This is a genomic window from Pseudomonas neustonica (genome assembly GCF_003797945.1).
Taxonomy (GTDB): Bacteria; Pseudomonadota; Gammaproteobacteria; order Pseudomonadales; family Pseudomonadaceae; genus Halopseudomonas; species Halopseudomonas neustonica.
Map to the genome: position 1 here is coordinate 146,679 of NZ_RKKU01000006.1, position 22,695 is coordinate 169,373.

At 55.4% G+C, this 22,695-nt stretch carries 19 protein-coding genes and 3 pseudogenes; 12 read left to right on the forward strand and 10 right to left on the reverse strand.

Annotation, left to right across the window (positions count from 1 at the left end; genetic code table 11):
• The first annotated feature begins 24 nt into the window (after positions 1 to 24).
• Entirely contained in the window at positions 25 to 1,497 is a 1,473-nt protein-coding gene (ilvC, locus tag EF096_RS07635; protein WP_123889024.1) for a ketol-acid reductoisomerase, read from the forward strand.
• 110 nt (positions 1,498 to 1,607) lie between these two features.
• Positions 1,608 to 3,080 carry a molybdate ABC transporter ATP-binding protein ModF gene (gene modF, locus EF096_RS07640; protein WP_123889025.1) on the forward strand — a complete coding sequence of 491 codons (1,473 nt, stop codon included), beginning with the start codon at positions 1,608 to 1,610 and terminating at the stop codon, positions 3,078 to 3,080.
• Positions 3,081 to 3,151: 71 nt separating this feature from the next.
• Here the strand turns inward: modF and EF096_RS07645 are convergent, their stop codons facing one another.
• The 7 genes and pseudogenes from EF096_RS07645 to EF096_RS07670 form a co-directional block, all read right to left on the reverse strand.
• Positions 3,152 to 4,030, reverse strand: a complete 879-nt coding sequence (locus tag EF096_RS07645) for an LOG family protein (RefSeq protein ID WP_218565735.1) — start codon at positions 4,028 to 4,030, stop codon at positions 3,152 to 3,154.
• Between the two features lie 13 nt (positions 4,031 to 4,043).
• Positions 4,044 to 5,462, reverse strand: a complete 1,419-nt coding sequence (locus tag EF096_RS07650) for an MBL fold metallo-hydrolase RNA specificity domain-containing protein (protein ID WP_123889026.1) — start codon at positions 5,460 to 5,462, stop codon at positions 4,044 to 4,046.
• 133 nt (positions 5,463 to 5,595) lie between these two features.
• Positions 5,596 to 7,983, reverse strand: coding sequence for a phosphoketolase family protein (locus tag EF096_RS07655; RefSeq protein ID WP_123889027.1), 2,388 nt, complete (start codon positions 7,981 to 7,983; stop codon positions 5,596 to 5,598).
• Positions 7,984 to 8,430: 447 nt separating this feature from the next.
• Positions 8,431 to 9,192, reverse strand: coding sequence for an alpha/beta fold hydrolase (locus tag EF096_RS07660; RefSeq protein WP_123889028.1), 762 nt, complete (start codon positions 9,190 to 9,192; stop codon positions 8,431 to 8,433).
• A 229-nt stretch (positions 9,193 to 9,421) separates the two neighbouring features.
• Positions 9,422 to 10,531, reverse strand: coding sequence for a methyl-accepting chemotaxis protein (locus tag EF096_RS20910; protein WP_408003378.1), 1,110 nt, complete (start codon positions 10,529 to 10,531; stop codon positions 9,422 to 9,424).
• Positions 10,532 to 10,540: 9 nt separating this feature from the next.
• Positions 10,541 to 11,419: pseudogene (locus tag EF096_RS20915) on the reverse strand (nitrate- and nitrite sensing domain-containing protein); the annotation flags it as partial.
• Between the two features lie 240 nt (positions 11,420 to 11,659).
• Positions 11,660 to 12,292 (reverse strand): FMN-binding negative transcriptional regulator, encoded by a 633-nt coding sequence (locus EF096_RS07670; protein WP_123889030.1) that lies wholly within the window; start codon positions 12,290 to 12,292, stop codon positions 11,660 to 11,662.
• A 254-nt stretch (positions 12,293 to 12,546) separates the two neighbouring features.
• Between EF096_RS07670 and EF096_RS07675 the strand changes: the two genes are divergently transcribed.
• From EF096_RS07675 to EF096_RS20925, 5 genes and pseudogenes are all read left to right on the forward strand, one after another.
• Positions 12,547 to 13,128 (forward strand): LOG family protein, encoded by a 582-nt coding sequence (locus tag EF096_RS07675; RefSeq protein WP_123889031.1) that lies wholly within the window; start codon positions 12,547 to 12,549, stop codon positions 13,126 to 13,128.
• Positions 13,129 to 13,247: 119 nt separating this feature from the next.
• Positions 13,248 to 14,090 (forward strand): AraC family transcriptional regulator, encoded by an 843-nt coding sequence (locus EF096_RS07680; RefSeq protein ID WP_123889032.1) that lies wholly within the window; start codon positions 13,248 to 13,250, stop codon positions 14,088 to 14,090.
• 47 nt (positions 14,091 to 14,137) lie between these two features.
• Positions 14,138 to 14,725: a LysE family translocator gene (locus tag EF096_RS07685; RefSeq protein WP_123889033.1), complete on the forward strand. Its 588-nt coding sequence runs from the start codon at positions 14,138 to 14,140 to the stop codon at positions 14,723 to 14,725.
• 157 nt (positions 14,726 to 14,882) lie between these two features.
• Positions 14,883 to 15,578 (forward strand): annotated as a pseudogene (locus EF096_RS20920) (PAS domain-containing protein); the annotation flags it as partial.
• 105 nt (positions 15,579 to 15,683) lie between these two features.
• A pseudogene (locus tag EF096_RS20925) lies at positions 15,684 to 16,118 on the forward strand (methyl-accepting chemotaxis protein); the annotation flags it as partial.
• Positions 16,119 to 16,244: 126 nt separating this feature from the next.
• Here the strand turns inward: EF096_RS20925 and EF096_RS07695 are convergent.
• The gene (locus EF096_RS07695; RefSeq protein WP_218565734.1) at positions 16,245 to 16,517 is read right to left on the reverse strand and encodes an ORF6N domain-containing protein; all 273 of its coding nucleotides are present in this window, start codon (positions 16,515 to 16,517) and stop codon (positions 16,245 to 16,247) included.
• A gap of 98 nt (positions 16,518 to 16,615) precedes the next feature.
• Here EF096_RS07695 and EF096_RS07700 point away from each other — a divergent pair, with 98 nt between their 5' ends.
• On the forward strand, positions 16,616 to 16,831 hold the full coding sequence (locus EF096_RS07700; RefSeq protein WP_123889035.1) for a hypothetical protein: 216 nt from the start codon (positions 16,616 to 16,618) through the stop codon (positions 16,829 to 16,831).
• Positions 16,832 to 16,838: 7 nt separating this feature from the next.
• On the opposite strand, the gene EF096_RS07705 is transcribed toward EF096_RS07700, so the two are convergent.
• Both EF096_RS07705 and algB read right to left on the reverse strand, forming a co-directional pair.
• Positions 16,839 to 18,617, reverse strand: a complete 1,779-nt coding sequence (locus tag EF096_RS07705) for a KinB sensor domain-containing domain (RefSeq protein ID WP_123889036.1) — start codon at positions 18,615 to 18,617, stop codon at positions 16,839 to 16,841.
• A complete protein-coding gene (gene algB / locus EF096_RS07710; RefSeq protein WP_123889037.1) occupies positions 18,614 to 19,957 on the reverse strand; it encodes a sigma-54-dependent response regulator transcription factor AlgB in 1,344 nt (447 codons plus the stop codon). The genes EF096_RS07705 and algB overlap by 4 nt, the downstream gene beginning before the upstream one ends.
• A gap of 245 nt (positions 19,958 to 20,202) precedes the next feature.
• On the opposite strand from algB, the gene EF096_RS07715 reads away from it, so the two are divergent.
• From EF096_RS07715 to EF096_RS07730, 4 genes are all read left to right on the forward strand, one after another.
• Positions 20,203 to 20,625, forward strand: a complete 423-nt coding sequence (locus EF096_RS07715; protein WP_123889038.1) for a BON domain-containing protein — start codon at positions 20,203 to 20,205, stop codon at positions 20,623 to 20,625.
• 40 nt (positions 20,626 to 20,665) lie between these two features.
• Positions 20,666 to 20,959, forward strand: a complete 294-nt coding sequence (locus EF096_RS20460; protein ID WP_218565733.1) for a DUF1328 domain-containing protein — start codon at positions 20,666 to 20,668, stop codon at positions 20,957 to 20,959.
• A gap of 71 nt (positions 20,960 to 21,030) precedes the next feature.
• Positions 21,031 to 21,438 carry a GNAT family N-acetyltransferase gene (locus EF096_RS07725; RefSeq protein WP_123889039.1) on the forward strand — a complete coding sequence of 136 codons (408 nt, stop codon included), beginning with the start codon at positions 21,031 to 21,033 and terminating at the stop codon, positions 21,436 to 21,438.
• Positions 21,439 to 21,706: 268 nt separating this feature from the next.
• Positions 21,707 to 22,423: a TorF family putative porin gene (locus tag EF096_RS07730; RefSeq protein WP_123889040.1), complete on the forward strand. Its 717-nt coding sequence runs from the start codon at positions 21,707 to 21,709 to the stop codon at positions 22,421 to 22,423.
• The last annotated feature ends 272 nt before the right edge of the window (positions 22,424 to 22,695 follow it).

The following is a 22,695-nucleotide window of genomic DNA, read 5'->3' on the forward strand; positions in this document are numbered from 1 at the left end:
CAACATATAAGCAGGGTTCTCAAAATGGCTAATTACTTCAATACCTTACCGCTGCGCGAGCAACTCGCTGAGCTGGCAAAATGCCGCTTCATGCACAACGCTGAATTTGCTGATGGCGTAGACGCGCTGAAAGGCAAAAAGCTGGTCGTCATCGGTTGCGGTGCACAAGGCCTTAACCAGGGTTTGAACCTGCGCGACAGCGGCCTGGACGTTTCCTACGCCCTGCGCCCTGAAGCCATTGCCCAGAAGCGCCAGTCCTGGAAGAACGCGACTGAAAACGGCTTTACCGTGGGTACCTACGAAGAACTGATCCCCACCGCAGACCTGGTTCTGAACCTGACACCAGACAAGCAGCATAGCGCTGTTGTGACTGCTGTTATGCCGCTGATGAAGAACGGCGCTTGCCTGTCTTACTCGCACGGTTTCAACATTGTCGAAGAAGGCATGAAAATCCGTGACGACCTGACCGTCATCATGGTTGCTCCCAAGTGCCCAGGTTCTGAAGTACGCGCTGAATACGTGCGTGGCTTCGGTGTACCTACCCTGATCGCCGTGCACGAAGACAACGATCCAAAAGGCGAAGGCCTGGCGCTGGCCAAAGCCTACGCAGTGGGTACGGGCGGTCACAAAGCCGGCGTTCTGATGTCGTCCTTCATCGCCGAAGTTAAATCCGACCTGATGGGCGAGCAAACCATCCTGTGCGGCATGCTGCAGACCGGGTCTATCCTGTGCTTCGACAAGATGGTTGAAGAAGGCATCGACGCTGGCTATGCCTCTCGCCTGATCCAGTACGGCTGGGAAACCATCACCGAAGCTCTGAAGTACGGTGGCGTGACCAACATGCTGGACCGTCTGTCCAACCCTGCCAAGATCAAAGCCTTTGATCTGGCTGAAGAGCTGAAGCAGATCATGCGTCCGTTGTACAACAAGCACCAGGACGACATCATCAGCGGTCACTTCTCCAAGACCATGATGGAAGACTGGGCCAACGACGACAAAAATCTGCTGCAATGGCGCGCCGATACCGCTGAAACCAACTTCGAGAAAACCCCAGCTGGCGATGTAGAAATCTCCGAGCAGGAATTCTTCGACAACGGCATCCTGATGGTTGCCATGGTTAAAGCCGGCGTTGAGCTGGCCTTTGAAACCATGACGGCTGCTGGCATCATCGCCGAGTCTGCTTATTACGAGTCTCTGCACGAAACGCCACTGATCGCCAACACCATCGCGCGTAAGAAGCTGTATGAGATGAACGCGACCATTTCTGACACTGCAGAATACGGTTGCTACCTGTACAACCACGCGTGCGTGCCGCTGCTGGCCGACTTCATGAAAAACATCAAGACCGACGTCATCGGCAAAGGTCTGTCACTGGAAGACAACGGCGTTGATAACGCGCGCTTGATCGAAGTAAACGCAGCGCTGCGTTCACACCCGGTAGAAGCAGTAGGTACCGTCCTGCGCGGCTACATGGCTGACATGAAGAAAATCGTTTAATCGATTAGTCAGCGTTAAGCCACAGAAGCCGGGTTTCCAACCAGAAACCCGGCTTTTTTGTCTCTGCCATTCGCAGACCCGGTAGTTTGCACAGCAAAAGGCATGCATCAATGAACGCTTCAACCCGTTTAGGCCCTATTCAATTGAAAAAAGCGACTGTCAGCTTTGACGATCGCTTCACCCTAAGCGAGATCGATTGGACCATTACGCCGGACCAACACTGGGTGATCACTGGCCCCAATGGCGCGGGCAAATCAGCCCTGGCCGCCGCGCTGGCTGGTATTGGCGAGATCACGGCTGGGAGTTCTGAAGGCCTTCCAGCACGCGCAGGCTTGGTCTCATTTGAAGCCCAGGCGGAGCTGATCGCCAGGGAACTGAAAAAAGACGATGCCGACATCATGGACGTGATTTCACTCGGCACGCCCGTCCATGAAATGATTTTCGACTACTGCCAAGACCCTGAACTCGCCCAGGCGCTGGTCGAGAAATTCGGTCTGAGCAGACTGCTCGATCGCGCGTTTCGCAAACTTTCCACCGGTGAAACCCGCAAGGTTATGCTGATCCGCGCGCTGGCTAACAAACCAGATATGCTTATTCTCGACGAGCCATTCGACGGCCTGGACGCTGAGACCCTTGCCATGCTGCAAGCACACCTCGCCTCCATCGTCGATAGCGTGCCTATGGTCATGGTGCTGAACCGCTTTGATGAAATGCCAGACTTCATCACCCATGTTGCCTACCTGGATAAAGACACCTCGGACCCAAAGAACCCGAATCAGGGTCGTTTAAAGCTCACTGTCGATAAAAGCAACGAAGCCGCCTTCAACGAGCTGTACCAATTACTGCATTTGAAAAGCACCGACCTGACCGTGCCCGAGTCGGACCCAAGTAACACCCTACCGGGCCTCGACCCAAGCCAACCTCTAGTGAAGCTTAACGCCGCCACCATCAAATACGGCGATACCGTCATTGTCGACAAACTGGATTGGACCATAGAGCCCGGCCAGCACTGGCAACTCAGCGGCCCGAACGGTAGCGGCAAAACCGGCGTTTTATCACTGATTACCGGCGATCACCCGCAGTGCTATACCAACGATATATTTGTGTTTGGCTTTCAGCGCGGCAAGGGTGAAAGCATCTGGCAGATTAAACAGTTTATCGGTTACGTCTCCACTGCCCTGCAGTGGGAATACCGCGTCAGCACCAGTTGCAAGAACGTGATCATCTCCGGCTTCCACGACAGCATCGGCCTGTATAGCAAGTCGTCCGACAACCAGAAGAAAATCGCCGACCAATGGCTGGAACTGCTCGGCATGACAGCCCGCGCCGATCAACCGTTCAACAAGCTGTCCTACGGCGACCAGCGTTTGCTACTCATCGCGCGCGCCATGGTCAAGCACCCGCCGCTGCTGATTCTGGATGAACCCTGCCTTGGCCTGGACGACATGAACCGCCAACTGGTGCTGGCCCTGATCGAAAAGATCTGCCAAGGCTCAGAAACGACCGTGTTGTACGTTAACCACCACGCAGAAGATCGGATAACGGGGATAGAGCGGTACTTGAAATTGAAAAAAAACGGTTAGGCTGTCTACTGGCGAGAAGACCCTGCAATGCGGAAAAACGCGGGCGCTGCATTGCGCTACCCGCAACCCGCTCAGTCAGCCCAGGATTGGCATAAATACTGATATGCCTCCTCGGCTGTATCGACAAAGTGAACAAGCTGAAGGTCGCCTTCGGTGATGGCGCCTTGCTCAATCAGATAGTCAAAGCTAATCAGTTTATTCCAATATTCCTTGCCTATGAGGACTACAGGCAAGGGCTGAATTTTCGTGGTTTGAATGAGAGTGAGGGTTTCAAACAACTCATCCAAGGTGCCAAACCCTCCGGGAAAAGCCGCGAGACCTCGAGCTCGTTTTAGAAAGTGCATTTTGCGCATCGCAAAATAATGAAACTGGAAACACAGGTCCTGAGTGATATAGGGGTTGGGTTGCTGCTCAAAAGGCAGCACTATATTGAACCCTATGCTCTTGCCACCCATGTCGGCAGCCCCACGATTAGCGGCCTCCATAATGCCTGGCCCACCGCCGGTGGCGACTACAAATTCATTGCCTCCCCTCAGCAGCGACAGCTCGGTGAGCTTTTGCGCAAGCGTCCTTGCCTGTTGATAATAGTGGCTGTTTTTCAGCGCATTCTCGGCCACCTTTTGGTTGCGCTGAAGCAGCTCCGCTGCCGGGTTCTGCGCCAGCATCTCAGTAGCAGTACGCAAATCGCGCTCCGCCACCTCCGGATCTCGGAAGCGCGCGCCGCCAAAGATCACTACCGTGGAAACAACCTGATTTTCTTCCAGTATGAGATCAGGCTTAAGCCACTCTAGTTGCAGCCGGACAGCGCGCAGTTCGTCGCGCAGCATAAAGTCTTCGTCAACATACGCCAGCCGATACGAAGCACTGTCCATTCGCACTTTTTTGGCATGCTCAACATCGTCAGCAGCGCTCGGAGGCCAGTTTTTCGATACGTTGTCCGGATGAATCAATATTTCTCGCCCCTTAAAATTTTACTTTCTCTCCTAACCCGGCAATATGCGGCCGCCAACCATGGGTTGTGGCCACCGTCGCCAAAGCCTGCTTGGCATTTTCCTCGCCATGCACCAGGAACAAGCGCGGCTTCTCGCCCTCGAAGTGCCCAAGCCACTCGATAAGCTGCGTCTGGCTCGCATGCGCTGAGAAACCACCCAGGGTATGGATGGCCGCTTTAACAATCACTTCTTCGCCGGCTATTTTGAAATACCGCGCGCCATCAACCAGCGCTCTTCCAGGCGTGCCCATTGCCTGGAAGCCGACAAAGATCACATGCGACTGCTTGCGCCAGAGATTATGCTTCAGGTGGTGGCGTATCCGCCCACCGTTACACATGCCGCTGCCTGCGATAATTATGGCACCACGCTCTACCTTGTTCAGCGCCATGGATTCATCTGTGCTGATCGAGTATCGAAGGATCGGCAGAAAGGTGTGCAGGCTGCGCTCTTTAGCGCTCGCGGTAAGCGACGCCGTTTCAATTGCCGCTTTGTCTTCCGCATTATAGATATTCTGATAGCGGTGATAGATCTCAGTCACAGCGATAGCCATGGGGCTATCCAGAAAGATTGCCTGCTGATGCAACTTGCCCTGCTGATACAGCTCACCCAAGCGAAAAATTATTTCTTGGGTTCTGCCGACCGCAAACGAAGGAATCAATATGTTGCCACCGTTTTCGGAAGCCTCAAGAATCACGTCTTCAAACTCTTGCAGGGTATCTTCCATTGAGCGATGATCGCGATCACCATAGGTAGATTCCAGCAACAACACATCCGCGCTTTGTACCGCTTCAGGGTCGCGCAACAAGGCGGCTTGCGAATTGCCAAGATCGCCGGAAAATACCAGCTTCTTCTCCACGCCCCGTTCACTTATATACAACTCGACAATCGCCGAGCCGAGAATATGCCCGGCATCGAGGAAACGAACCTCCACATCCTCAGTGATACTGATACGTTGCTGGTAATTCAGCCCCTGACAAAGTTTCAGCGTCTCCTGCACATCCTCAGCCCGATAGAGAGGCTCGACTTCCGGCTTGCCCGCACGACGAAGGCGCTTGTTCTCCCACTCAACGTCACGCTCCTGCAGCGAAGCGGCATCCTTGAGCAATACTTCAATCAGATCACCGGATGGCTTGGTCATATAGATAGGGCCGCTGTAGCCCTCGGCCACCAACAGCGGCAACCGACCGGAATGATCAAGGTGAGCGTGCGACAAAACAACCGCATCCAGGCTTGAGACTGCAAATGGCAGAGGCTTTAGATTGGCCTCCTCTTCTTCTCTGCGCCCCTGGAAAAGCCCACAGTCGAGCAACAGGTTGCTATGATCGGTTTGCAACAAATACATGGAGCCGGTGACACCGGCAACCGCACCGTAGAAAGTTAATTGAGCCATAGCGACCTCCAGTTTGTGGAAACACGTGCAGGGAATTTCACCTGTCCGGGGGGTTTGCAAAAGCCGGAGATCGGATTGCCTGCGCCGTGCTTCTCAACTTGCCCACGGAGCCACCACATACCCGGCTGTACCACTAATCATAGGGCCACACCCAGTCACTGACCGCAGGATCATCAATGCCGTAAGTGTGAGCATACTGGCGGCAGGCTATCTGCTGGTCCAGAAAACGCTGCTTGGCATGCGCGCCAGCGACGCTTAAACCCGGAACCCGACTGATAACCTCAATTGCCAGGCTAAAACGGTCAATTCGGTTATCGATGGCCAGTTCCAGAGGCGTATTTATATTACCGTGTTCAACATAGCCTCTTACGTGCAGGTTGGCGTGATTTTTACGTCGATATGCCAAACGATGGATCAGCCAAGGGTAGCCATGAAAGTTGAAAATAACCGGTTTATCAGTAGTGAACAGGCTGTCGAAGTCGCTATCAGAGAGGCCGTGGGGATGATCGCGCTCGGGGCTTAAACGAAACAGGTCGACCACGTTGATAAAGCGGATCTTCAGCAAGGGGAAAGCCTCACGCAGCAACACGGTGGCGGCCAGCGCCTCCTTGGTCGGGATATCGCCGCAGCCCACCATTACCACGTCCGGCTCCTCGCCCATATCATTGCTGGCCCATCTCCATATCCCCAACCCCTTGGTGCAGTGGGCTATAGCGCTCTCCATATCAAGATATTGAATATGTGACTGCTTATCACAAACGATCACATTGATATTGTTATGGCTGCGCAGACAATGATCTGCGGTGGACAATAAACAATTCACGTCGGGGGGCAGATAGATGCGCGTGACCAGCGGATTTTTGTTAACAACCAGGTCGAGAAACCCCGGATCCTGGTGTGAAAACCCATTGTGATCCTGTCGCCACACCGTGGAGGTGATCAATAAATTGAGCGAAGCGATAGGCGCTCGCCAGGGGAGTTTTGCGGCAATGGTGAGCCATTTGGCGTGTTGGTTAACCATCGAATCAATTACGTGTACAAAAGCTTCATAGGTGGCCAGAAAGCCATGCCGCCCGGTCAGCAGGTAACCTTCCAGCCAGCCCTCCAAAGTATGCTCGGAAAGCATTTCCAGCACTCGACCATCGGGGCTAAGCTCACCACCGTTCTCGTCCTCGGGCAGGTAGTCAGCCAGCCACAACTTCTTGCTCACTTCATAAATGGCATCAAGTTTGTTGGAGGTATTTTCATCTGGGCCGAAGACCCGAAAGTTGTGCCCGTTCAAACGCATGATATCGCGTAGCATGGCCCCTAGTGGCTTGGTATTCATGGCACTGGAGGTCGCTGGCCGGCTGACATCGAGCGCATATTCGCGGAAATCAGGCATTCGTAAATTGCGCTTCAACAACCCGCCATTGGTATGCCGGCTCGCACTCATGCGCCGCTCACCCTGAGGCGCCAATGCTTGCAGTGCGGGGACCAGCTGCCCGTCTTGTGTAAAGAGTTCCTCGGGGCGATAACTGCGCAGCCACTGTTCCAGAATTCGCAGATGCTCGGGGTTGCTGTGGACCATCGTCAGCGGTACCTGGTGGGCGCGCCAAAAACCCTCGATTTTGTTGCCGTCAACTTCGCCTGGGCAAGTCCAGCCCTTGGGCGTGCGCAGTACAATCATCGGCCAGATCTGTCGCTGCGCCTTTCCCGACTCGCGTGCTTCGCGCTGCAGTGTGCGGATCTCTTCAACACAGGCTTGCATAGTAGCAGCCATGCTGCGGTGCATATCCATTGGATCGTCGCCTTCGACGAAATAGGGCTTCCAGCCATAGCCTCGAAACAAGGCCTCCAGCTCGGCATGGGGAATACGCGACAGCAAGGTCGGATTATTGATTTTGTAGCCATTCAAATGAAGTATCGGTAGCACTGCACCATCGCGAATGGGATTGAGGAACTTGCTTGAGTGCCAGGAGGTTGCCAGGGGACCGGTCTCAGCCTCACCATCGCCCACCGCCACCACACAGATCAAATCGGGATTATCGAACGCCGCACCAGTGGCATGCGAGAGGCTGTAACCCAGCTCTCCGCCCTCGTGAATCGATCCCGGCAGCTCCGGCGTACAGTGACTACCAATGCCGCCAGGGAAGGAAAACTGTTTAAACAGGCCTTGCATACCCCTCTCATCCTGACTGATATCGGGATAAGTTTCCGAGTAAGTGCCTTCCAGATAAACCGGGGCCAGCACCCCGGGAGCCCCGTGACCTGGGCCAGCCAGAAAAATGGCTGGCAAATCGTACTTGTTGATCAGACGATTCATATGCACATACATGAAAGAGAGCCCCGGACTCGCCCCCCAATGCCCCAAGAGGCGCTTCTTCAGATGTCTGACTTCCAGGGGTTCGCGCAATAGCGGGTTGTCTTGCAGATAGATCATGCCCGCCGCGAGGTAGTTGCAGGCGCGCCAATAAGCATCTATCGCTTGCAGCTCAGCAAGGGGAATCGCTTCGGCGTGGGATGAGTCGGTTTTATGCATTATTGTCTCCACGAAGAGGTGCGTGCCGGCGTGATCAGGAACCCAGTTCAAGTTAACAGCTTACACGGGATTTTTTATTATCTTTACCCAGACAGGTAAAAGCCTAGGTCGCCACCGGCCAGGGGGAAATCCGCGCTAAGGCGGTACTGGATGTCCATGCAGAGAAAGGTTTCGGGCTAATCAGGGTACGGCGCGGCTTTTGCGGTAGCAACCAACTGCCAACTGAATGTGCAGCGCGGCAACCTTCCGATCCGCAGAATTTGGCGCAATTACTCCGCCAGATGCATGGGCAACCGCGCAGCCAACCACGCCAACGTCACTTGACATGATATTTAGCCAGAGATCGGGGCCCGCGGCGTAAACAGCGCGACGCTCCCTTCCAACTGACCGAATTAATTTTCATCTGCCCCCGATAACCGGCAAAGCTAACAGCCTCGTGGCAGAGCGTTAAGCGGCACCGCAGAACTCAACGATTGCCCGCTGAAAACCGGCCCGTATCAGTACGCTGGAGTGATCGCCCGGGACTAAACTCAGCTCTGCGCCACGGATGGCTTGTTGCAACTGGTGTGGTTGCTTGGCAAACGGATCCTTATCGCCCGCGATAATCAGTGTAGGTACGGTGATGTTTTCCAGTGGGATGCGGTCGGCATGAAACGCCAAGGCTTGAGCCGCCATCGCCTTGCGGTCTGCCCACACCATATCCGCCAGAAAACGAAAGCCTGCCAGGGTCGGATTGCGAATACTCCAGCGGCTAGCGAGCATGGCCCGTGAGAGCGCCTTTCTACCCTCTACCTGATAGTGGCTATCCAGCTGCAGAACATTGCCACCCACGCCCCCGACGACCAAACGTCGAATGCGGGGTTCTTGGGTTGCCGCCAACAAGGCCACAGTAGCGCCCATGGAGTAACCGACCAGATCCACTTCTGCCAATTTCAGCTCATCCAGCAGACAGCTTAAGTCTCTGGCCATGCGCGACTCGCCGTAGGCTGCCGCGTCGTGTGGTTTATCTGAGCGACCGTGCCCTCGTGCATCCAGTGCGATAACGCAGCGCCCGGCCTGCGTGAACCGCCGAACAATACCGGGTATCACCCAATTGACCCGCGCATTGGCGACATAGCCGTGATGCAGTACCACCGGTGGCTGGGCTGACTGATGCCCCCAGCGTTGATAGTAAATATCTACCCCATCAAAGGATTTGAAACGACTCATACGGCCTCCAACCTGGCTTGGGTACTGGTTTGAGTATTAGTCGCTTACCATTTTGAGTCAAAATGTATTTTTGAATTCATCATGAGACTTTAAAAATTAAAGCCTCACAACATCTCGACAAGTTAACTACGCAGTGCTGCTGGCCATACATCCGGCTCAGAGGCCCGACGCCAGATCAATGCTCCGCCAGGTCGATCAGTTTCTGCGCTGGCCCAAGGGGCTTGGCACACTACATCCGAAATCCTTGTGCCAACGCCTGCAGCTCCGTGGCCAGCGCTGCCTGGCTGACGGTAACCTGAGAGATTTCCTGTGAGCCATTGAGCGTTTGCAGCGAGGTTTCGCGTACCGAGGCCATACTGCGCGAGATATCGCGCGTAACCGCGACCTGCTCTTCTGCTGCCGTGGCAATTTGCGTTGCCATGCTGGAGATACGATCGACGTCCTGCAGAATATCCGCGAGCGTACCCTCCAGTTTTTCGGCGTCATCGGCCGTGGTATTAGCCAGTCCATGACTCTGCGACACCGAGGTCTTGACGTTGTCGGCGATATCACGGAAGTCGGCAATCAGTGATTCGATTTCCACCGTAGAGTCGTGCGTTTTACGCGCCAGATTACGCACCTCATCAGCTACCACGGCAAATCCACGGCCGTGCTCGCCAGCCCTGGCCGCTTCAATAGCCGCATTCAGCGCCAACAGGTTGGTTTGATCAGCCACGGCCTTGATAACGTCGATAACCCGGGTGATGGATTCGCTGCTCTGCTGCAGCTGCTGCATCTGACCATTGACCTGCTCAATCGAGCCCGCAAGATGACGAATACGGGTAACGCTCTGCTCAACAACCTGACGCCCGACGGCGTTCTTGCTGGAAGCATCACCCGCCGCCTCCGCAACTTGCTGCGTGTTACGCGAAATTTCCTCAGAGGTGCTCGACATCTCTTCCGCCGCTGCCGCGACCTGATCGACCAACAGCTGTTGCTGGCCAACCTGATCCGAGTTCTGGCTGGCTGTAGCGCGGGTCTGCTCTGAGGCAGAGGCCAGGCGCACGCTGGTCTGATCGATCTGGCTCAGGGCGCCAGAAAAGGTATCGATCAAGCCATTGAGTGCCGTACCGATCAGCCCCATCTCATCGCGCGAGCAGACCCGGGTACGAATCGACAAATCCTTCTTTTCCATGATCTGGCGAAAATCGCCCAATAACTGATTCACCTGACCCGTTACGCCGAGGATAATCAGCAGCGCCAGCAACAACACGGCAATCACCACTACGCTGCCGATCACCGCTGCTTGCTGCAGCTCGCTATTGGCTTTATCGAGCACGTAATCCGTACGCGCCGCCATCTGACCGGCGACGTTCTTTTTAAGGTTATAGACGCCTTCAATCGCAGTACTGGCGCTATCAAACCACTCGATATTCGCCATACCCAGAAAACCGTATTCCGAGCCAATCAACCGATCGCGCAGCGTTAAGAAGGCAATCACTTCCGGCTGCTCACGCAGCGCCCGTACCTGCGACTGCATGGAGTCACCCAACAGGTCTGCCGCAGTATCCAGCAGCACCTGCTTGCGCGCACCAGCAGCACTGACATCACCCGCCAGGCCCAGCGAGACCTTGCCATCTGCCAGAACTCGTGCCCCTGCCGCCATCTCGCGCGCGCTCCACTCGGTAGATTGAGTCAAGGCGTAAAAGGCACTCAGCAAACGCGTGAGCTGCGGCTCATCCGATCGATGTAAAACCTCCGGCGTCAGCGCAATCAACTGTTCTATCGTCTGGGTAAAAGCGCCATAAGCCAGCGCGACATCCATATCTTCCAGCATGACCCGTTCGCGCAACGGCGCGAGCTCGGCCAATGTTGCTGATACACGTGCCAGCTGTGGCGCAATCTCTACTCTGATTTCGCCATCCAACGCGCCAACCACGGACTCAAATTCCGCCAGGGTATCCTGGGTGAATTCACGCTGGGTTTCCAACCGCTCGACCACGCGGCCATCAGAGCCGCCAGAGGCGATGAAGAGTGAGGTCAGTCCACGTTCCTTTTGCAGATTCTCAACCAATGGATCTGCAACACGCACCAGATTGAACAGATCACGCGAAGCCTCAGTGCTTTGCAGGTTGGCGTGACGCAAGCTAACCGTGGTAACAGAGAAGTAAAGGGTTCCCAGCAATGCAGGAAGGATCAGCAGCAACAGTTTGCCGCGCATTGATATATTACTAAGCATGGACAGCATAGATTGGCGCCTTTGAAGTAAAACCTGACCATATGGACAGACTGCTTCAAGACAACAGCAAAAAGAGTGCCATCAGTATGCCACCCAAAGAATCGGGGGTTAGGCTAAAACAACCGCACCAGAGCGGTGCCGTGGAGTGTAAGCGCGGTCTAAAATGCAGCTTTTGACATCGCTGCGGGACCAGTCAAGCCAACTCACCAGGGGCAGAAGCGATAAACGTACGCTCAAGGCTAATAAAGGCTAACTATCATGCTCGCGCATTGCTTCGGCCAGCACACCTTGCCCACCTGCAGCCAAGGCGCCGACAGCACCGGCAATATCGCCTGTATCCTTATTCTGACTCAGCTTGAACTTGCCGACCAAACGGTCAATATCAATCTCGATACCCACAATCGCGGCCAGCATCTGGCTAATGTAATCCGGGCTGGAATCAGTCATTTTCCAGGGCCGCTGCGCGGCAACCTGCCCCTCGTGCTCTCGGGTCAAACGCGCTACCAGCCCGCGCACAAAGCGCGCATCATCGCGCAAGCGAAGCCGACCATGAGCATGCACAACCTGATAGTTCCAGGTAGGTACCTGGCGATGGGTTTCATGCTTACTCGGATACCAGTTGGGCGAGATATAGCCTTGCGGCCCCTGAAAGATCACCAGCACCGGCATACCGTCAACCACTTGTTGCACCAGGGGGTTGGCGCGCGCGATGTGACCTTGTAAGACCCCATTTTTACCCTGCTCTACCACCAACTCAAGCGGGATATGATTGGCATCAAGACCTTCCTCCGTCTGAGTAATCAGTGCAGCCAACGGGTAGGCGCGCATCAAGGCATGCAGTTGTTCGGGCCGTTCTTCAGCAAAGTGCTCAGGCAGATACACGATAATCACGCTCCACAATAGACAGACCGATTTAGCAGCCAAACGGCGGGTACTATACGAAAATCTCACAATACAATGTTAGCGAAACACGAGCTCGCGCGTCAGCTTGAGACGAGGCATCACCTGCTACCCCATCTTGCGCGGTGCAGAGCATTAGCTTGGCGAAACAGGGCCTTTTCGAGTAAGGTCGCGGACGCAGCCGGATACCCGGCTTTCAGCTTGCTACCTGCTTTGCTCAACACAAGGAACCCCCCATGCGAATTTGCGTTTTCTGCGGCTCAAGCGCCGGCAATCAACCCGAATACCTCGATGCTGCCAAGCAACTGGGCACCGCATTGGCCAAAGCCGGTATCGATCTGGTGTACGGCGGAGCGCAAGTCGGCTTGATGGGTGCAGTGGCAGATGCCGCCATCGCTGCTGGCGGCAACGTGATCGGCGTTATCCCACGGCATCTGGTCGAACGCGAGCTGGCCCACACAGGCCTGACCGAACTGCATGAAGTAAGCTCCATGCATGAGCGCAAGGCTATGATGGCTGACCTGTCAGACGGTTTTATAGCCTTGCCCGGCGGGGTTGGTACCTTTGAAGAACTCTTTGAAGTCTGGACCTGGGGCCAGCTTGGCCATCACCAGAAGCCCTGCGCACTATTCAACGTCAGTGGCTACTACGACAAGCTGATCGCCTTCCTCGACCACGCCACCACCGAAGGCTTCATGAAGCAGCCTTACCGTGACATGCTGCTCGTCGACGCAGAGCTGGACTCCCTGCTAAGCAAGGTCAAGCACTACGAAGCACCCAAGGTAGCCAAATGGGTAGAGAGTAAAAGCGAGCGCTAAACGATCAGGATAGCGTGCCAGGTAAAGTCGACCTGCCGTCTGAGCTGCACAAATCTTCCAGACGTGGCTCACCATGGCGTTATCCTGAGGCCTCTCCCCTTTTTACTGGCTAACGACACATGAGTGCAGGCAACTGGATTGATCTCAAGCAGGACGCTGATACCGGCATTGAGACCATTCGCGCGCACTTTGATGGCCACGCTTATGACCCACACTGGCACGACAGTTACCTGGTGGGCTTTACCGAGCAGGGCGTGCAGCGCTTTCACTGTGGTCGCCAGCGCTATGACTGCGTGCCCGGCAAGGTCATATTGCTGGAGCCAGGCGATATTCACGACGGTGAAGCCCCCAGTGCTGAAGGCTTCACCTACTCCATGCTCTATCTTGACCCGCATTGGCTGGAAAGCGAATTGCGCAGCCTGTTCGCTGACGCCCCACAGCAATGCGTGCCCGCCATGAGTATGACCGTAGCCCAGTCACCTGAATTGATCTTCGCCATTGTCAGCACCTTTCAGACGCTGCATCAGCAGGAGCTGCGCATCGTGCGCCAAACCGCACTGGACTATCTACTGAACCAGCTGACCAGTCAGATGCACTGGCGCCAGCGGACACAGGCAGACCCGCGTATGCCCAGGGTGGCAACGCTGACCCGCGAGTATCTGCATGCCAATATGCACAATGACGTCAGTCTGGTGGATATAGCCAAGGCGGCAGGGGTTGACCGCTTTCGTCTGAACCGCGCTTTCAAGGCTGCATTCGGACTCGCGCCCCATGCCTATCTGGTGCAATTGCGACTGGCGCTGGCACGGCGCCGTCTGGCCACTGGTGAGGCGCCCGCGCTGGTCGCTGCCAGCCTGGGCTTTGCCGATCAAAGTCACCTTGGACGCTGGTTCAAACGCGCCTACGGCCTTACCCCGGCAGGCTACCGGCAGCGCTGCACAAGCCTTCCAGACCGTAACTAGGCGACCACCGACAATAACTCCCGACAACCACTCGCGGGAGATACTGCTTGATTCAACTCTTACCTTTTCTACTATTTGCTTTCGTCGCCTCTATTACGCCCGGCCCCACCAACCTATTGGCGATGAGCAGTAGCGCCCGCTTCGGCTTGCGCGCCACGCTACCCATTGTCTTTTGCGGCTGCCTGGCCTCAGCAGGTGTGGTGCTGGCGGTCGGCCTGGGTATCGGGAAAATACTCTTTTCGATGCCTATTGTGGCGCAGCTGCTCGGCTGGATAGGTGCGCTATGGTTAAGCTACCTTGGCTGGCAAATTACGCAGGCGCCTAGCACTATTGATGCAACGACCAAAGGTGAGCGGCCTTTAAGCGGTTGGGCAACGGCGCTGATGCAACTGATTAACCCCAAGCCGTGGACAGTCGCATTGGCGGTAGTCAGCGTTTTCGTCACCAGTACAGGCGCACCCGCCTGGCTACTAGCGCTGTTGTTTCTGTTGATAGCCGTTCCCTGCATGCTGCTTTGGGCATGGCTGGGGCTAAAAGCAGGCAGATGGCTGCAAACCGGGATCAAACTTCAGCGCTTCAACCAGGTTATGGGTCTGTTATTGGCCATTTCAGGTTGGCTGAGCCTGCTAAGCTGAAATTAAATATCAGCGCTCACATCAAGGAAAACCATGGCGCGCCGATAATCCAATACAGCACCTCACAATGGATGTCCGCATGTTCAATAAAAAACTAAAACAAACGCTGCAAGATCAACAGGATGAGCTGGAGCAGGCGCGCCAGCTATTTACCATGATGCGCTCCGAGGTGCTAAGCATCGAGCTCACGCCCGATGTGAAAATTGCCAACGTGAACCAGAACTTTGCTGATGCCTTGGGCTATAAGATAGACCAACTCATTGGTCGCGGGCTGAACGAGATAGTCCCGGAGTATGTAAAGAAGCTGGATTGCTTTCGTAACTTTCAAGCGGCTATTGCAAACATTACCTCAGTGCAAGACGACTACCGCTTTATCTGCAAAGACGGCACCCTGGCATGGATGCATATTGCCTGGTATCCGCTGAAAAACCGCGCTGGCAAGCTGTCTTGTATTCAGGGGTATGCACGCGATATTACCGAAACGATCCAGGCCGCTCAGGAGAATCAAGAGTTCATCAACGCCCTGATTCGCTCCACGGCGGTGATTCAGTTTGATCTGGAAGGTAATATCATCACGGCCAACAAGCAATTTCTAGAGGCTATGGGCTATTCGCACAACCAGATCGTGGGCAAGCATCACAGCCTGTTCTGCCCTGCGGGTACCGCTTCAACACCCGAGTACAAATCCTTTTGGCAGACCCTGAACCGCGGTGAGTTCGTCTCGGGTCGCTTTCAGCGTGTCGACAGTCGCGGCCGTGATGTCTGGCTGGAAGCCTCCTATAACCCGGTTTACGACGTGGAAGGCAAGCTTTCCAAAGTAGTCAAGTTTGCCAGTGTGGTAACCGATCAGGTGGCGCGCGAGGCGGAAGTGAACGAAGCTGCCAGCATCGCCTATGAGGTGTCACTGCAAACGGATACCAGCGCCGAGCGTGGTGCCGGCGTTGTGCAAGAAACCGTGGGCAGCATGCATCGCGTAGCTGAGCAGGTTGAATCAGCCACGCAAGGCATTGAAGCTCTAGGCAAGCAGTCTTTGCTGATCAGCTCCATCGTGCAGACCATCAGCGGTATTGCTGCGCAAACCAACCTGTTGGCCCTCAACGCTGCGATCGAAGCCGCCCGCGCAGGTGAGCAAGGCCGCGGGTTTGCCGTGGTAGCCGATGAGGTAAGGCAGCTTGCTGGCCGGACCAGCGCAGCAACTGAAGAAATTATCAGCGTAGTGGACAAGAACCAAACGCTAGCGGATGAAGCCGTCCGCGATATGGCGGTTAGCCGCGAACAAGCCGCCAAGGGGCTCGCATTCGCCAACCAGGCAGGTGAGGTCATCGTTGAAATCAGAGCCGGTGCCAAGCAAGTTGTAGACGCTGTGGGACGCTTTGCCAATGAACTCAAATAAGCACTGGGCGAGCCGGTAAACCTGGATCCCCGCTCGCCACCCACGACGAACGGGCCGTCAGCTATAGCGGTCGCTCGTTGCCAGCGGCCCTGAGCCCATCCTTAAAGCGATACCGAAAAAGTTCGCCTAACCGGCCCGTATTTGCTGATACCCCGAACGGGTAAGTAAAACCAGGTGAACGGTGGAGCCATAAATCTGACCCGACGATTTGAGTAGGTCGATCAAGGCTTTATTCTCGTCCGCTGGCAAATAGTAATAGTCCCGTCCCTCTTGCAATTGTTCTGCGCAATGCTTGAACGCCTTGAAGCTCGTGCCCTTGGGCACGGCATTAAGCTCATCCAGTTGCCGCAGGCTAAGAGTTTCAGCGCCCTCGTGAAAAATCGGGGTTATGGTGACCACAGGCTTCCTACTGTTTAAAAATTAGACGAAAGCACATACCGCTGTTCCGATAAATCAGTATACTTGCCGCCCCTTGCCAATGCACAACCGAGCGCACCATGACCGATCAAACCAGTAACGAAAACGCACCAGCAACGCAGACACCAGCAGATTCAACAACACTGCCAGGGTTGGGATCGCTGTTTTCTGCTGCCGCCAGCGCCAATGCACGCAAGGCGAAAGCTCCGAACAAGGGTAAGTCCGGTTCAGATCAGCACGAACAGCGCATCGGCATGGCGCCGCGCAACACACGACGCTCCATGGGTAAACGCTAAACGATAGCTAAATGGGCAGCACCATGTAGAAGCGTGCGCCCTCACCGGGCTTGGACTGTACGGCGATATGACCACCGTGCAACTGGACAACTTCCTTGCACAGAGCCAATCCGAGCCCTGCCCCGCCCTTTTTACTGCCGACCTGAACAAAGGGTTCAAAAACCCTACCCTGCTGACTGAACGCGATCCCCTCACCATTATCCTCAACGCTCATGATGATGCGCTCGCCCTGGCGGCGGCCCTGCAGCAAGACACAGCCCTCTTTGTCACAGTGGCGCAGGGCGTTGCCCAACAAGTTGTCGAGCACCCGCTCGATCTGCAGACGGTCCAGGCTTGCGTGTGGCATCTCATCATGAATTTCAATATTCAAGCTCACACCCAGCCTACGCGCCTGCTCAGCGAAGCGTGCTGCAGCCTGGTCAAGCAACTCGGCAGGGTCACAGGGCTCAAGGTCGAGTTTCTGCAGGCCATTCTGGTAACGCGAAAAATTAAGCAGGTCGTTGATCAAATCAACCAGGCGACGCATCTCCTCATCCACTACGCTGAGCAGATCGGCTTCACGACTGCCCTCAGCAAAGGTCACTCGCTCCTGCAGCAGTGAGAATGCCATGTGCATACCGGTTACCGGCGTGCGCAGCTCATGTGAGGCGCGCAGCACAAACTCACGGCGCACACGTTCAAACGCCCGTTGATCCGTCACATCACGCAGTACCATGACCGCGCCCTGCACCCAGGTATCGGTGCGCAAAACCGGCGTTAGGCTGTAATCCAGCAGGCGCATTTCGCCAGCGACCTCGACCTCCAGATCCTCCTGGTCGCTGCTGTTATGCGCGTTACCGGCCAGCACCTCACGCACTTGATCATCCAGCTCGGGTCTGCCCATTGCCAGCCCAAGGCTTTGCCCTAATTCACGCGAGTCCCAATCCAGCTGACGTCGAGCAACCGGGTTAAAATGCTCAACCTCACCATCTTGGTCAAGAATCAACAGACCGTCGTCGATACTGTCTAGAACCGCTTGCAAGCGTCTCTGCTCACTTTTGAGCGCCTCCATATCGCCGCTTTTGAATTCACGCAGGGCTTCGGCCATGACGCCAAAGCGTCGGCTAAGCGCCGACACCTCCAGGACCGGAGAGACGGGTAGCGTTACATTAAAATCGCCCGTGCTCACCTGATCTGCTGCTTTAGCCAAGCCTTCGATGGGCTGCGCAAAACGCCGTGCAATGCTATTGGCCGTCAGCAAACCCAGAAGTAACACAGCCAGCCCGATCAGCCCGAGCAAGCCGGCAATCAGCCAGGCTCGCTGATGAGCAGCAACTTCAACTCTTTCCGCTTTCTCTACATAACGATTCTGAATTTCATTGATCCGATCGCGCATTACCGAGACGGTGCTGCTGAACGTGTCGTTGGACAGCAACTCTCGCCGCAGCGTCAATGGGCGCTGGAGGACGTCATCGTAGACAGCGTAGGCTGCCTCGATTTCTGCAATGGCAGAACGATCAGAGTCATCTACCGCATGCGCCTTGGCAACCTGCAGCCAGCGCTTGAAACTCGCATCGGACTCATCCAGGCGCTTACGATCAAGATCCTCCCCCACCAGCAGGGTGACCTGGTGCCCTATCTCCTGCCGCAGCCCGAGTGTTGCCTTGATAATGCCCAGGTTGCTACTCATCGACAGTTTCTGCGATTGGGTCAGGCTCAGTACACCCACCATACCCACGACCAAACCGACCAGCGCCACCGTGATCAATGCACTACTGCTGAGGAAAAGTTGCGTGCGTAGTTTCATAAGCCAAGCTGCTTTCGTTTGCGGTAGAGCGTTGACGCATCGATACCCAATGTTCTGGCCGCCTGATCCAGGGTAGAGCTGGCCGCAAGCACAGCAGCAATGTGAGCTCGTTCCAACTCATCAAGGCTCAGTTCCGCGCCCACTCTCGGCGCAGTGCTGGCGTCAGGCGCAGTCAACCCCAAGTGCGATACCTGAACCAACTCCTCACCGCAGATAATGCTGGCACGCTCAACCACATTGCGCAGCTCTCGAATGTTGCCGGGCCAACGGTAACTCAGCAACGCGTCCCGGGCCTCTGGGCTAAAGCCCGCAGCCGGGCGAGCATAATCTTTGACGAAGCCGGCAAGAAAACGTTCGGCCAGCGCCATGATGTCATCGCGGCGGTCTCGCAGCGGAGGCAACGTCAGCGTGATGACATTCAGGCGATAAAGCAGATCCTCGCGGAAACGCCCCTCTTTAACCATATCGCCGAGATCCAGGTTGGTGGCGGCCAGGATGCGCACATCAGCGTGACGCGTGACCGGGTCACCTACCCGTTCATACTCTTTATCCTGGATAAAGCGCAGGAGCTTGGGCTGCAGTGTCAGCGGAAAGTCCCCTATCTCATCAAGAAAAAGAGTGCCGCCGTCCGCCTGATTGACCCTACCCAGGGTGTTTTCAGTCGCGCCGGTAAAGGCGCCCTTGGTGTGACCAAAAAGCTCGCTTTCCATCAACTCGGCCGTCAGCGAAGGGCAGTTAATGGTGATGCAGGATTTTTTTGCGCGTCGGCTCCAACCGTGAATCAAGCGGGAAAGCTCTCCCTTGCCCGTGCCTGACTCGCCCAAAATCAGAATATTGGCGTCTGTCACCGCCACTTGGCGTGCCGTTTCCAGTACTGCCATCATTTCCGGGCTCTGTGAGTCACCCCGGGTCTGCGGCTGCTTTACCTCGCCCTCCAGCACTTCCAGCCGCGCCGCCATCTGCCGCATCTCAAGTTGCTTGACGGCCGACATGCGCAGCTGGTCAGGGCTGCAGGGCTTGACCAGATAATCAGCAGCACCCGCTTGCATCGCATCAACGGCGGTATCTACGGCGGAGTGAGCGGTCACAATGACAACGCGCATCCAGGGTGCAACTACCCGCATTTTTGCCATAACGTCCAAGCCGTTGTCTTCGCCCAGACGCAAGTCAAGAAAGCACAAATCAAATACCTGACTATGCAGTACCGACTCTGCTTGGGCAGCACTGGCAGCTGTGGCGACCTGATACCCCTCATCCTCCAGACAATAGCGGAAGGTTCTGAGAATCGCCGGCTCATCATCCACCAGCAAAATACGCCCATTTTTCTGCGCTGATTCCATTTGTTCGCCTACTCCAAGAAAGGTACGAGAGATGTGACTACGCAATGTCGTGCAAGTTGCATGATAGTAATCGGGCAATCTTGCAACTTGCACTCTCTCTATTGCAATGACTATCAATTAAGTAACTGATTTTTAAGTATTTTTAATTTTAAAAATAACTGGCACAGCAGTTGCTCTAACTATACGTAATTAGTCACGGGTCATGTCGCCGGCCCTGATACGGACATTGAAAGGAGATTGACACCATGCACAGCGCAAACCGCACTGCTTTGCTTGCACTCTCACTCAGCTTGGCCAGTTTTCTGCCTATGGCAGCGCATGCCGACGGCAACGGGCACACCTTGCCAACTGAGCAACGTCAAGACCAAGGCATCCCCATGGATGATGATCGCGTGCTGACGGCCACCTTGCAGTCGCGTCTGCAGTGGGATGGCAACACCGACGGGATCAACATCCGGGTACACGCCCAACGCGGCGCGGTCACGCTCAGCGGTGTGGTCCAGGATATGGCTGACAAGCGCGTTGCCGTCGCCACCGCACGCAACACGCCGGGCGTGCGTGCCATCGACGCCAGCCAGCTGAGGATAGGCACAACCAACGCGCTGGAGGAGGCACGCTGGGTAAGTACCAGCGTCACCACTGATCGCGGCCCTACCCTTCGTCTCTAATCAATGACTCGGCACCTCAACACACTATGGATGACAAAAGATGAACATGGAGCAAAAGCCGGCGATCTATTTCCACATAAAGGAAGCAACACTGCCGGGCGCTATTGAGCTCTCGCACAGCACCGCCGGCAAACCTGCTTACTCCCGGAGGTACCCCTTGCTTAACTGGGCAATCGCGTTTTTCATCATGACCGTTACGGCCGCCGTATTTACCTTTGGCGGATTTGGCTCCACTGCCGCGGCATTGGGCAAGGCCTGCTTCGGTATGTTTCTGCTGTTATTTATCGGCACCATATTGTTGAACCGACGCCGACGCGTGCAACGAATGCACTGATCTTGGCGGCTGGCTACGTGACTGTGACACAATGCTCTGCCATCGTGTCCTGATCCTGTTAATGCCCCTTAATGCTACTCGACATCAGCCAACTACCGCCGCTCCTCTATCCGCTAGCGAACCGCTTCTATCGCCGCTACCAACGCGGGGCCAAGGTGAACCGTCAGCATCAGGTCTGGGTTGGCAAGGAAAGCGAGCAGATTATCTGCAGCCTTTGTTTGCAACCGGTTGCTGATGGCTATTGGTTGACCAGCCTGCTGGTTGACCCAGCTCGCCGACACCGTGGTTACGCGAACGCTCTGCTCACAACCATCAGACATCATTACACCGGCCCTATCTGGTTATTCTGCTCACCTTCACTAGTTCCTCTCTACACGGGTGCAGGCTTCGACCTGGCCTGTGATTTACCCGAATCGTTGGCTGATCGCCTGCTGCGCTACCAACGCCATAAAGAACTGGTACCACTGGTTAGCTGCTGATCACCTGATCCCCGGTTCGCCCTCTCCTTGCTAGCCATCCGCATCAACAAGTCTAATGTGCCAGCACATTGCCACGCTTTGTATCATTGCCTGTTTTTTTCGCACCCCGATAGTGCGTTTAGGCGTTTAGGCCCCCCTTCCCGTTAATAACCTTTCGCATAAAAACAACCTAAGCAAATGAAAAACAAAGGGATTAAAAAACTGGCAAGCAAAATGCTATGTGACAACTGCCAACGCATTTAATCAAAAACATTTGGGGAAACACGCGATGATGAAGAAACTTGCAGTTGCCGTAGCTACCGCCAGCACGCTGTCCTTTGCCAACATGGCTCACGCTGAAGTATACGATACCGCGATCGGCGAAATGGATGTCAGCATGACGGCCACCCTGGCTACCGACTATATCTGGCGCGGTCAGTCGCAAACCGACGGAGTTGGAGCAATCCAGGGCAGCCTGGACATCGCACACGAAAGCGGTCTGTATATCGGCGCCTGGGCATCCAATATCGACTCCGAAGACTTTGGCGGCTCCAGCGTAGAAATCGATTACTACGCTGGCTACGGCGGCGTCATTACTGACGACATCACCTACGACCTCTCCTGGACTACTTATACCTACCCAAAAAACAGCGAAATCGATGTTGAAGAAGCGCTGGCCAGCGTCAGCCTCTACGGCTTCACTCTGGGTGCCAAGTACGCGTACGACCCACAGAGCCAACTTTATACCTATATCGACTACGGCTTTGCCCTGCCCTACGACATCGGCCTCGGCTTGCACTACGGCCTGACTGACACCAAGGACCCACTCGACGGCGTCAGCGGTGACGAGAAGTATGGTGACTGGGCGGTCAGCATCGGCAAAAACATGCTGGGACTGGATGTGGCACTGATGTACAGCGATACCGATCTGGGTGACGACTGCGGTTACTCAAGCAAGGATTCTTGTGACTCGAACTTCACACTCTCTGTATCAAAAACGCTGTAAGTCCTGAATCTGTAAACGGTCGCCCTGCTCCGAGGGTTCCCGTCAGCTAAGCAGTACTTTATGCCGGTTTCGCGCCCCCCCTGTTCCACGGCAGGGTAAGCAGGCCGGCTTTTTTATTTTTGACCACATTCGTCGTATCAACCTGCATGATCGAGTAGGGAGCGGGATTACTCCCGCCGCCCTCTCACACCACCGTACGTGCGGTTCCGCATACGGCGGTTCATGACTGACACTGAAGGCGCCGCTGGGTATCCAGCAGCGAGATCAATCCC

Excerpts from the sequence above, each read along its gene's own strand:
- ilvC (WP_123889024.1), top strand. The coding sequence starts at position 25 with ATGGCTAATTACTTCAATACCTTACCGCTGCGCGAGCAACTCGCTGAG.
- modF (WP_123889025.1), top strand. The coding sequence starts at position 1,608 with ATGAACGCTTCAACCCGTTTAGGCCCTATTCAATTGAAAAAAGCGACT.
- EF096_RS07650 (WP_123889026.1), bottom strand. The coding sequence starts at position 5,462 with ATGGCTCAATTAACTTTCTACGGTGCGGTTGCCGGTGTCACCGGCTCC.
- EF096_RS07655 (WP_123889027.1), bottom strand. The coding sequence starts at position 7,983 with ATGCATAAAACCGACTCATCCCACGCCGAAGCGATTCCCCTTGCTGAG.
- EF096_RS07660 (WP_123889028.1), bottom strand. The coding sequence starts at position 9,192 with ATGAGTCGTTTCAAATCCTTTGATGGGGTAGATATTTACTATCAACGC.
- EF096_RS20910 (WP_408003378.1), bottom strand. The coding sequence starts at position 10,531 with ATGGCGGCGCGTACGGATTACGTGCTCGATAAAGCCAATAGCGAGCTG.
- EF096_RS07675 (WP_123889031.1), top strand. The coding sequence starts at position 12,547 with ATGCGAATTTGCGTTTTCTGCGGCTCAAGCGCCGGCAATCAACCCGAA.
- EF096_RS07680 (WP_123889032.1), top strand. The coding sequence starts at position 13,248 with ATGAGTGCAGGCAACTGGATTGATCTCAAGCAGGACGCTGATACCGGC.
- EF096_RS07700 (WP_123889035.1), top strand. The coding sequence starts at position 16,616 with ATGACCGATCAAACCAGTAACGAAAACGCACCAGCAACGCAGACACCA.
- EF096_RS07705 (WP_123889036.1), bottom strand. The coding sequence starts at position 18,617 with ATGAAACTACGCACGCAACTTTTCCTCAGCAGTAGTGCATTGATCACG.
- algB (WP_123889037.1), bottom strand. The coding sequence starts at position 19,957 with ATGGAATCAGCGCAGAAAAATGGGCGTATTTTGCTGGTGGATGATGAG.
- EF096_RS07715 (WP_123889038.1), top strand. The coding sequence starts at position 20,203 with ATGCACAGCGCAAACCGCACTGCTTTGCTTGCACTCTCACTCAGCTTG.
- EF096_RS20460 (WP_218565733.1), top strand. The coding sequence starts at position 20,666 with ATGAACATGGAGCAAAAGCCGGCGATCTATTTCCACATAAAGGAAGCA.
- EF096_RS07725 (WP_123889039.1), top strand. The coding sequence starts at position 21,031 with ATGCTACTCGACATCAGCCAACTACCGCCGCTCCTCTATCCGCTAGCG.
- EF096_RS07730 (WP_123889040.1), top strand. The coding sequence starts at position 21,707 with ATGATGAAGAAACTTGCAGTTGCCGTAGCTACCGCCAGCACGCTGTCC.